This is a genomic window from Streptomyces sp. NPDC051555 (assembly GCF_044454405.1).
GTDB lineage: Bacteria > Actinomycetota > Actinomycetes > Streptomycetales > Streptomycetaceae > Streptomyces.
Window position 1 is genome coordinate 1 of record NZ_JBITDP010000066.1, and the last position, 7,897, is coordinate 7,897.

Sequence of the window (7,897 nt, forward strand, 5' to 3'; positions counted from 1 at the left end):
CCTCACGAAACTCAGACGTGTACGTCCGTTGCTTGGAACCCATGAACCCCAACATCCCCTGCAATCACGGACTCCACGCTACGAGGGGAGGGACACTCGTCCGGCTCCACCAGCGCCAAAAGTGCGGGCCGCAGCCCCGGATCGAGATCCACGACCCGTTTGCGACCACCGCCCGTCCGCCGCACCCGCCCCAGCGGCTCCACGCCCGCCTCGAGCTCCCACACGCCCTTGCGGACCGTCGTCTCACTCACCTCGGCCGACCGTGCGACTGCCCGGACACCTCCATGCCCCAGCCCCGAGCCTCCGCGGCCATCAGCAGACGCCGCTGCCGCTCGTCCAAATGCGGGAACAACACAGCGAACTTCAAGGCAAGTTGAGCACGGGTCTCATCCGGGATGCGCATACCACGCCAACGAGCACCAGAGCGGGAAGTAACACCTTGATCCCCTGCAAGCCCTTTGGCTCGACCCAGCCCGTTCACCTGGAAGGCGCCTCAAGGTCGTGATCAGAAAATCTCCGACCAGATCGTGGTCTTTAGACCGTGTCCTATGTGGTGAGGCGTCGTTGTGCTTCGTATGGGGCGGGGTGCATGGAGTTGGATTGCTCCGGACGGGTTATGGGAGATCGCGGAGCCGCTGATCCCGCCGTCGAGGGTGCGGCCGCAGGGCGGTGGAACGCAGGACACGCCTGATGAGACGCTGTTCGCGGCAATCATCTACGTCCTGGTCAGCGGCTGCGCCTGGCGGGCACTGCCGCCCTGCTTCGGGATATCGAAGTCGACCGCCCACCGCAGGTTCCTGATCTGGTCGAGGGCTGGCGTCTGGGGCCGGCTACACGAGAAGATCCTGCACCGGCTCGACGACGCGGGTCTCCTTGATGTCTCCCGCGCAGTGCTCGACTCCGCTCATGTCCGGGCTAAAAAAGGGGCGAACTCACAGGTCCGAGCCCCGTGGACCGGGGCAAGCCGGGTTCCAAGATGCACGTCTTGTCGGACGCGAACGGGCTGCCCCTCCTCGTCGGCATCTCAGCCGCCAACACCCACGACAGCCAAGCCTTGAAGCCGATGCTGCTCGGCCACCAAACGAGACACGACCCCCACCGCGGCCGCCACTTCAAACCCCAACGCCTGCACGCCGACAAGGCCTACGATATACCTGAACTGCGGAAATGGCTCCGAGGTAAGCGGATCGGCGTCCGCATCGCCCGCAAAGGCGTCGAGTCATCGGAACGGCTTGGGCGACGCCGATGGGTGATCGAGCGGACCATGTCCTGGCTGACCGGTTACCGCCGACTCAACCACCGCTACGAACGCCACCCCCGCAATTACCTGGCCTTTCTCGGCCTCGCCGCCGCCCTCTGCTGCTACAAACGCCTCGTCCGCCTCACCAAATAGGACACGGTCTTAGGCAACATTGCCGAGAAGGTCAGATGTTTACCGTTATATTGTCCCCAATATGTTCAGGGGTGAATATGTGTTTACCTTTCGTTTGGTAAATGCGCAATGGCCCCTGATCCGCGGACACTTGGATTCCCCATGAATCGTCCTGGTCAAGGATAATCAATACCTTCCCGTCCTTCAAGAGCTGAACTTCTCCTATAGTAATGTTGCCGCGGTTTACCACAAATGCAGAACCCAATATTAATACCGGTTGATGTGTGGCCCCGTAGCCCGCATCCGGTTGTACCTCAGTTGGACTACCAAGTTTCACCCAAGTGACAACGGATTGAACCGATCTTTGCATGTAAGGCGTTACAGATAGTCCCATATTGGAAAGTCCCTGCCGGAATCCTACTTGCTTCGGCGCTACTGGAGCAGTCTTCTCTTGTTGTTTTCTCCGACGAGCTTCGCGCATCTTATCTCCCACTGGATTCGCCGTGTAGTCGACCCCAAGGACCTCTTCCCTGTAGCTATGGAGGACTATATTCCTCATGGCGGTAACGTCGTTCTCTGTTACGCCTCCGACGAAAACCGTAGCTTTGCCCAAGTTGTGACCTACGGCAAAATCAAGTGCCGTTGCCACTGCATTGGCAATGGCTTTAAGCCCGTTAAGGGCGAGGTTTCCAACGAGATTACTATTGACGGGTTTCTCTTTAAAGACCTTAGCCCTTTCCGCTTCTGCTGTCACTATGTATGCATTAAGCTCAAGGGCTTTCGCGAAAGCATTCTTCTCTTCATCGCCAAGGTGGTCCAGCAGCTTCATAACACGATCGGATTTAACCCGGCTGAGCAGCTGGAGCATAATTTGCCCATTGTACAAGTCGACTTCCGAATAGGGAGAGGGCAATTCGTCAAGTATTTTTTGCTGCAGTCGTTTGAAGACAGCTGTATGGAATAGCTTTGTGACATCCACGAGCGCACCTGCGGCGCTTCCTAACGTGTTCAGTGCACCTTGCATTGCAGCGGGGCCCCCAGGAGCTATCTTAATTTCAGGCTTGAAAGCAAACAGGATATTCATTGGCCCTGGGATGTCTTCTTCGCTGATCCGGCCTTCCTTGATCAGATCGGCATAGGATTTGCGTTCGTCGTAGCCAGTACCGATCTTATTATGTAGTTCTGCGGTGGAGCTTACGATAACGGCTGCAATATAAACTAATTGGTCAGGTTGTGGTTTGAGTGTAGGAGGCCTCACCGATTTATCTGCCCGTATTCCACTATTCCAGTGGATTTTGATCTTTGGCACTTTCCCCTCATATGCCCCGATCATCTTCTCGACAGTTTTCCCCTCAATCCCGGATAAAGCTACAAAATGATTCATCCCCGTCGGAGCCTTGGATGGAGTATAAGCGCTACCCAGCGCATTGACGAGGTAGTCCGCTGCCTGCTTTGCGCGCATAGTCGCGTTTAAATTTCTTCCATAGTCCGAATCAACGTCGGCAACTGTATAAACATTAAACGGATTATGTTTTCCTTTGATGATGGCGGCGTCACCTCCGATCAGTGTCCCCGGTGCCATTGCGCGGTCAAGGACACGGTCGACATAACTCCCTATTGCTCCGGCAGTGGCGCCGAGGGCGTCGAAGGAGGACTGGCTGGCCTCAGTCGGTAATGCGTCTGCGGGCTGTTCGTCTGCCTTGTGTTTGTTGAGTTTTTCCATCCAATTCTCATTTTTGTTGATGTCGCGCTGCCACTCCTCTCGCCTATTTTTGTTTGCCTCATCTACGTTCGGCATGTGCGCCTTGCGATCTTGCTCCCATAGTGACTGGGTCAGCTCAAGCGCTTTCGCGATCGCAAAGCCCAACCTCCCCAACGGTCCCACATCAGATCCGGGCAGTCCCGTAACGGGGCCCTTGTTGTTGGAACGCTGTTCGAGGATTCTAGCTATGGCCATCTCGGGTGTTTGCAGCAACTCTCGGATCTCAGGGCTGTCAGCTTGCATGCCCAGTACATCGGCTAACATGACATGTGTAATATTCAGGCCGGAGCCGGCAAGCAACCAGGACCGAAGCTTTTGATAGAGAGTCGCCTCGGTTACATCTACGGCGACTGAATCGAGAGAAGTGTCGATTATCGAGTCAAGGATGATACCGTCCTCAAGCTTTTGCACCTTCCTTTGCTTTAGAACGTCTACTAAACCTTTCGTTGCATCTCTGTGTTCTTGCATTCTCTTTTCGCTGATCATCTTATCCCGGGCCAGGATGTTCTCATCCACAACGAGATCTTTATATGTGCTTGACTCGAAATATTTGACCTTATCTTTGAGTCGTTCCCCATTTTCCTTCTTCACCACATTCCTGGCCTTAATCAGGTCCCTTCTTGTTTGCTCTAAGGGTTCGCTGATCCTGCCTTTGGCGGCTTTTATGCCGGCGGTCAAATCCGCTTGCACTACTACCTTTCCGAGTTTTTTAAATCCTGATTTTGCTGTCCTGGCGAGCAGGCTGAGCCCCGGGCTGCCCGTTGGCCCCCCTACCGCCGGTTTCGGGCCGCTCTTTTCCTTCGGCTTGGCCATGTCACGGAGGATATCCATCCTATCTTCCTCCGCTTGGTCTCGCCTCCTGGCTCGGTCTTTTTCCTTCTCCGCGTTCCACTCAGCCGACCTTTGCTCTTCTCGCAGTTTATCGATCCGGTCCTTTTCTGCCCCTCTCGCTTGGGCCCGAATTTCGCCTGCGGCGAAATGATCTCCGAGGAGACCATCAAATTCGTGCATGTTACTTTTCTGATCTGGCGTCGACTCTCTGTCGCCCCGCGCTTTAGCGTAACCATGTTGCACCGCGTACTCTCGAATGTTACCGTAGGCGTTTACTCTCTCGTTGGCGCGATCCATTTTCCTGGTCTTCATTGATTCCTTGTACGCCTTGGTTTCGAGGTACTTATCCCAGAGCTTACGCTTATCTACGAGCGCGTCACCAGACTTTGCGCCTCCCTCCAGAATGCCAAGGTGGTTAATTACCATATAAGAAATCTGTGAATTCAGCTTGTTCGTGGTTTGCAGTATTTCATCTGCTTCTTTCTCCAGCCTCATCTTCGTTGCCGGGTCAGGAGTGGCCATGCTCTCGGCATGCTTATCTCCAAGCAGCTTGGTGTGTTTATCTCTCAGGGCCTCGAGTCTCCTTATGGAGGATTCTCCGGTACTCAAAATGGTTTGGAAAGCATTATTCCGATCGGTGAGTTTCGTGTCATATCTGTCAAGGTCGTCCTCTTCTTCTTTGGTGAGAATGCTCATGAGCTCATCCAGTGCTACTACCTCCTCCAACTCCCTAAAATCGGGATCTGGAACTGCTTCCGGTTCTTTCGCGGCTCCTGCTTTTTTCTTTTTCTTCGAAGTTGCCTTGGGTCGAGCCTTCTGGAATTCGCTGTGTGCTGGCATGTGAGCTCCATAAGGTGTTGGTCCAATGTCCAGGCAGGGCCAATGGCCCAGACTCTGTTGGTGATCTTGCGTGGGATCAGGCGATGGCTGTGCCAGGGCTGATTCATAGTCGAGGGCAATCGACACGGCAGCTGTAGTTCCAGCGTCTGTGCTGGTCAGTGTCTTTTCGGGGTGCGTGCGGGTATGAGGACGGCCACCGCGATCATGAACGTTTGTGACGACGTATCAAGACGCGGTGGCTGCGGAGGCTGCGATAGCCGAGCAGGCGTGGGGCGAGACATTCGGGAGGGTCATGGCAGCCGTCTCGGGCTGTTTCACACGGCGTGAAACGCGGGCGACGGCCGCCGAGCTGGTCGCGGGGCTGTTGCTGGAGCTGGACACACGCAACTGCTGGACGCTTGGGCAGGCGCTGGGGCACCCGGGCCCGCACCGGCTGCAGCACCGGGAGTGTCCAATAGACGGCGGATCTGATGATCAAGGAGACGCCTGATGAGCGAGACCCTCGCCGAGTACGAGGCCGTGGAAGAGGTGGCCGTCGAGTCGGCTGCGGAGGCGGTGTCGGATGAGCAGTTGATCGCGATGCTGGTCGGCCGGGCCCGTACTGACGGGCTGCAGCTGACCGGGGAGGGCGGGCTGCTGCAGCAGCTGACCAAGAGGGTGCTGGAGTCTGCCCTGGAAGGCGAGATCACCGATCACGTCGGCTATGACAAGCGCGACGCGACGGGCCGCAACAGCGGCAACAGCCGTAACGGGTCCCGGTCGAAGACGGTGCTGACTGACGTCGGTCCGGTCGAGGTGAAGGTGCCCCGTGACACCGCCGGGACCTTCGAGCCGCAGATCGTGAAGAAGCGTCAGCGACGTCTGACGGGCATCGACGAGATGGTGCTCTCGCTGTCCGCGAAGGGCCTCACGCACGGGGAGATATCGGCCCACCTGGCCGGGGTCTAGGGATGCTGGTAAGAACCGTGTCACCAGACGCAAACGGTGGTGATCTTGCGAGGGCATCCCTCGTGCGGGTGAGCCCGAGGCTGTACGGCTGTGGTGTGTGAGCTCATGCGAGGACGATCTACGACCGTGGCCCGTACCCCGTTGGACCTGGATGAGCTGGTCGAGCACTGGACGCTGCTGAAGGACGAGCAGGTACTGGTGTCCGGCAAGCGTGGTGCGACGCGGCTGGGCTTCGCCGTCCTGCTGAAGTTCTACACGCAGCACGGCCGGTTTCCCCGAGGCCGGGCGGAGCTGCGTAGCGAGGCCGTGGAGTTCGTGGCTCGGCAGGTGCAGGTTCATGCGTCTGAGCTGGGTTTCTACGAGTGGACGGGCCGTACGGTCGAGTACCACCGCGCGCAGATCCGGGGGCATCTCGGTTTCCGTGAGTGCAGCGTCGCGGATGCGGAGAAGCTGACGGCATATCTGGCCGAGCACGTTGCGCACAAGGAACGCAGGCCCGAGCAGGTGCGGGTTGAGTTGCTGGCGCGTTGCCGTGTCGAGAGCATTGAGCCGCCCACGCCGGGGCGGTGCGACCGGATCGTCGCGGCTGCCCTGCGGGCAGCCGAGGAGGTATTGACGGAACGGATCTCCTCGCGGCTGACCGCGGAGAGCGTTGTGCGGATCGCGGCTCTGGTGGCCGGCGGCACCGACCAGGACGACGAGGCCGGACCTGGTGATGGAGACATCGACGGCGAGGATGGTTGGCCGGTGCTGGGGAAGATCAAGGAGGCTCCGGGCAACGTGAGCCTGGAGACGATGCTTACCGAGATCGACAAGCTCTTGGCGGTGCGGGCAGTCGGCCTGCCGCCGGATCTGTTCATCGATGTGGCGCCGAAGGTGCTGGCCGGCTGGCGGGCGCGGGCTGCGGTGGAGTCGCCTTCCCACCTGCGGACGCACCCGGTGCCGCTGCGGGTGACCCTGCTGGCCGCGCTCCTGCACGAACGGGAGCGCGAGATCACCGACACCCTGGTGGAGCTGCTGATCTCAACCGTGCACCGGATCGGGGCGCGGGCGGAGAAGAAGGTCACCGAGCAGCTGGTCGACGCGTTCAAGAAGGTGTCGGGCAAGGAGAACATCCTCTTCAAGCTCGCCGAGGCCTCGCTCGGCACCCCGGAGGGGACAGTGCGGCAGGTCGTGTTCCCGGCGGTGTCCGGGGGCGAGGCGACGTTGCGGGAGCTGGTGCACGAGTTCAAGACCCGCGGGCCGGTCTACCGGCGCACGGTGCAGACCACCCTGAAGGCGTCATACACCAGCCACTACCGGCGCGGGCTGATCAAGCTGCTGGACGTGCTGGAGTTCCGTTCCAGCAACCACGCCCACCGGCCAGTGATCGAGGCGCTGGCACTGGTGGCCCGCTACGCGAGCGCCGGGAACACGACGTACTACCCGCTGGGCGAGACGGTGCCGGTACACAAGGCGATGGGCGGCGACTGGGCGGAGGTCGTGCACCGCACCGACCAGCGCGGCCGGCGCCGGGTGGTCCGCATGGTCTACGAGGTCGTCGCCTTCCAGGCTCTGCGCGATCAGCTCAAGTGCAAGGAGATCTGGGTGGTCGGCGCCGACAGGTGGCGCAACCCGGACGAGGACCTGCCACAGGACTTCGAGGCAAGGCGGGAGGAGAACTACCGCGAGCTGCGCAAGCCGCTCGACGCCTCGGTGTTCATCGACGAACTGCGCGAGCAGATGACGGCCGAGCTGTCTCTGCTGAACGAGCAGATGCCCAAGCTGTCCTGGCTGGACATCACCGAGCGGAAGTCCGGGGCGATCCGGCTGACGGCGGCCGAGGCCCAGCCGGAGCCACGCAATCTGCGCAGGGTCAAGGGTGAGGTACAGCGGCGGTGGGGCATCGTGCCCCTCGTGGACATGTTGAAGGAGGCGGTGCTGCGGACCGGCTGCCTGGACGCGGTCACCTCCGTCTCCGGCGGCGGCAGCCTCTCGTCGGAAGTGCTGGCCGAACGCCTGCTGCTGGTCATCTACGCCTATGGCACGAACACCGGGATCAAGTCCGTGGTGAAGTTTCCCCGTGATCCTGGACACTCGATGTCTACGCTGCGAGGGCGTGCTGTTGCCGCTGCCTGGTCTCGGCCGGGGTGAGGTAGCCGAGG

General features: G+C 59.6%; 3 protein-coding genes and 2 pseudogenes. 3 read left to right on the forward strand and 2 right to left on the reverse strand.

Annotated features, from left to right (window positions below):
- Positions 1-77 precede the first annotated feature (77 nt).
- Positions 78-403, reverse strand: a pseudogene (locus ACIBEA_RS43675) (ISAzo13 family transposase); the annotation flags it as partial.
- A gap of 172 nt (positions 404-575) precedes the next feature.
- Here ACIBEA_RS43675 and ACIBEA_RS43680 point away from each other — a divergent pair.
- Positions 576-1,393, forward strand: a protein-coding gene (locus ACIBEA_RS43680) for an IS5 family transposase (protein WP_399269998.1) whose coding sequence is annotated in 2 segments (ribosomal slippage) — positions 576-924 and positions 924-1,393 — 819 coding nt in all. Because the reading frame shifts where the segments join, the coding sequence is not laid out codon by codon here.
- 31 nt (positions 1,394-1,424) lie between these two features.
- On the opposite strand, the gene ACIBEA_RS43685 is transcribed toward ACIBEA_RS43680, so the two are convergent.
- Positions 1,425-4,805 carry a hypothetical protein gene (locus ACIBEA_RS43685; protein ID WP_399270000.1) on the reverse strand — a complete coding sequence of 1,127 codons (3,381 nt, stop codon included), beginning with the start codon at positions 4,803-4,805 and terminating at the stop codon, positions 1,425-1,427.
- A gap of 579 nt (positions 4,806-5,384) precedes the next feature.
- Between ACIBEA_RS43685 and ACIBEA_RS43690 the strand changes: the two are divergent.
- Positions 5,385-5,750, forward strand: a pseudogene (locus tag ACIBEA_RS43690) (transposase); the annotation flags it as partial.
- A 129-nt stretch (positions 5,751-5,879) separates the two neighbouring features.
- Entirely contained in the window at positions 5,880-7,886 is a 2,007-nt protein-coding gene (locus ACIBEA_RS43695) for a DUF4158 domain-containing protein (protein WP_399270002.1), read from the forward strand.
- Positions 7,887-7,897: the final 11 nt, after the last annotated feature.

Coding starts and splice junctions, on each gene's coding strand:
- ACIBEA_RS43685 (WP_399270000.1), bottom strand. CDS start 4,805: ATGCCAGCACACAGCGAATTCCAGAAGGCTCGACCCAAGGCAACTTCG.